The following is a 2,218-nucleotide window of genomic DNA, read 5'->3' as shown; positions in this document are numbered from 1 at the left end:
TTACTGAAAAGGACTTGTTTAGTAGATTGCTAGCTACAAAGAATTTCAAAAATGAAGAGTCTTTTCACGAGATTATGGGCGCTTGTTTAGATGCTGACTTACTCATTTGGGATGACTTCTTGAGTAGTCAACGTTTGAACGATGAAGAGAAAGACTGGATGTTCCAGATTATTAACGGCAGAGAGCGTGCTAACAAGCCAATCTGGTATACATCGAATTTAACCCCTAAAGAATTCGAAAGTGATGCTACTGCATACAAGCTTGATGATAAAGGGCGTACATGGTGGCGCATTATTGGAAACAACAATTGTGTATTTAATAGAGCAATGAATTACCGGAAATCACAAGCTCTAGCAAAAGCGATGGGGATATCAGTAGAAGAGTATGAGAGGAGAGCTAGTGGACAATGAATCTAAGAAGAACGGAACAAAATTTGATGCTGGCTGTTATTAAAAGGAATTTGGAAAAAGGATACGTTACCGAAGATCAGACTAGATGGCTTGTGCAAGAACTTCAAAAGATGCAAGACCAATTAGAGCGTCAGATAAATCATGAAGAATATCTGCTGGAGGAATTACAAAAACGCGGTTGGCCAGAAGGCATATTTTAAATGGGAGGAATGAGCATGTTTATTGAATTGACAGCAAGAAATGGAGAGAAGGTACTCGTGAATATAAACCAAATTGAGGGTATTGAACCTGCTGAAGGAGCAGGCGGCGAAAAGGCTCTTATTGGATTCAGTAGTCGAGAAGGAATTTTTGTTAAAGAATCCCTCGAGGAAATCGCCAGTAAATTAGCATTGGCAGGTAAGTTGCTATGGAAATACTGACTTTGAGAGAAATAGATGCGCTGATACAGAAACATATTTTTGGCGGCGAGGTTACCACTTATAACGAGTATATTACTGATGCTAAAAGAATACCAAATACACTAATTTATCTAACGGAAGGCGGATTTAATTATATCCCAAGATATAGCGAGGATATTAAGGATGCATGGAAAGTTGTTGAAAAATTTTTCAGAGTTGATATAGAAACAGGAAATAGCAGAACAGAACATTTTGTGATACTACGAACAGAAACTGGACTTACTAGATCTGTTTACGCCAAAACAGCACCACTTGCCATATGCTTGGCAGCACTAAAAACCCAAGGAATAGAGGTACAGATTGATGCAAATGAAATCGGTAATGATATTTGATCCAAAAGACACGGACGAGCAAACGGCAACGAAATGGATGGACTGGCTGCGTGATAACAAGAGCGCTGTTGGTGATAAGGCGGTGCCGGGAGTGCAGGAGACGCAAGAGTATCTTAGGAGGTATGCGTGATGGTAACAAATGATTTATTTCTGAAACAAGTAAAAGTTAAAGAATTTGCTGATTCTATGAAAGTTGGATCAGCTAGAAAATTAGTAAAAGTACCAAACGAAAACGAGGATGATATATACACAGTTGTTGGTGTTACAGCAATAAACGAGGGATACACAGAGTATGACGAAAGTGCTTATTTCGTTATGACTGACCGCCACAAAGTGTATTTAGTGGCTAAAAGCATCGGGCGTAGGTTCAAGATTTTGGAGGAAGATATGGATCTGTTAGAAGGTGCAACCAATGAGCGCTGAAATGATTCCTACAGATAATTACAGACCATTGCACCTTAAGCCAGGATTGGATTATGTATATGCATTCGAGGACTTGGAACTTACTTTCACCAAGAAACAACTAGACCGTATAGCTTTCCGTTGGGAATCTGGAGAAGGGATAGAAGACATCGCTAGGAAAGAACGCCGGCCAGAGTTAGAAATCTTATTAGGTTTAATTCATTTGGCTAGGCGGAAAGTTTTCGAAAGACCTTTTGCATTTAGGGCACCAAATTAATCAAATATAAGCCACAGGAAAAGAGTTTAATAGATTCGAGACTAAATTATATTCGAATGATAGAAAACTCCTCACAAGGCTTTTAAACAATCAAAAAGGAGGATTGCATGAAACAACAAATATTAGATGCTGCATTATGTATCTTGTTAGCTTTGGCTATCATGACAAGCATTTACATGGCGCTAACGATTAAATACGAGCGTGATGCTTATGACGAGCTATATCACGATTATATGCAGCTGCACGATGATTATGCACAGATTAAGACAAGTTATGATGCTTTGCTAGATAAGACGTGGCAGGAGCACAACAGACAGATGATGGAGGGTGAGGGAGAAC

The 2,218-nt window shown here is 39.2% G+C and carries 7 protein-coding genes; all 7 read left to right on the top strand.

The genetic code is table 11. The features are described 5' to 3' along the window. Nucleotides 1–410: P-loop NTPase family protein (locus KI343_RS19730; RefSeq protein ID WP_483874255.1), on the top strand; the 410-nt coding region annotated here is incomplete at its 5' end. Further along, complete coding sequence (locus tag KI343_RS19725) at nt 407–610, top strand: hypothetical protein (protein WP_212928112.1); 204 nt, start codon at nt 407–409, stop codon at nt 608–610. The genes KI343_RS19730 and KI343_RS19725, both read left to right, overlap by 4 nt. A 15-nt stretch (nt 611–625) precedes the next feature. Then, complete coding sequence (locus tag KI343_RS19720; RefSeq protein WP_212928111.1) at nt 626–829, top strand: hypothetical protein; 204 nt, start codon at nt 626–628, stop codon at nt 827–829. After that, nucleotides 817–1,200, top strand: a complete 384-nt coding sequence (locus KI343_RS19715) for a BC1872 family protein (protein WP_212928110.1) — start codon at nt 817–819, stop codon at nt 1,198–1,200. Before KI343_RS19720 ends, KI343_RS19715 begins: the two co-directional genes overlap by 13 nt. 129 nt (nt 1,201–1,329) lie before the next feature. Beyond that, nucleotides 1,330–1,623: a hypothetical protein gene (locus KI343_RS19710; RefSeq protein ID WP_212928109.1), complete on the top strand. Its 294-nt coding sequence runs from the start codon at nt 1,330–1,332 to the stop codon at nt 1,621–1,623. Next, a complete protein-coding gene (locus KI343_RS19705) occupies nt 1,613–1,879 on the top strand; it encodes a hypothetical protein (protein WP_212928108.1) in 267 nt (88 codons plus the stop codon). The genes KI343_RS19710 and KI343_RS19705 overlap by 11 nt, the downstream gene beginning before the upstream one ends. Nucleotides 1,880–1,986: 107 nt before the next feature. Continuing rightward, nucleotides 1,987–2,218 (top strand): hypothetical protein (locus KI343_RS19700; protein ID WP_212928107.1); only part of this gene is annotated, 232 nt, incomplete at its 3' end.

The sequence above is a fragment of the Oceanobacillus sp. J11TS1 genome (genome assembly GCF_018333215.1).
Taxonomy (GTDB): domain Bacteria; phylum Bacillota; class Bacilli; order Bacillales; family Amphibacillaceae; genus Oceanobacillus.
This window is presented reverse-complemented; position numbering and strand designations above follow the sequence as displayed.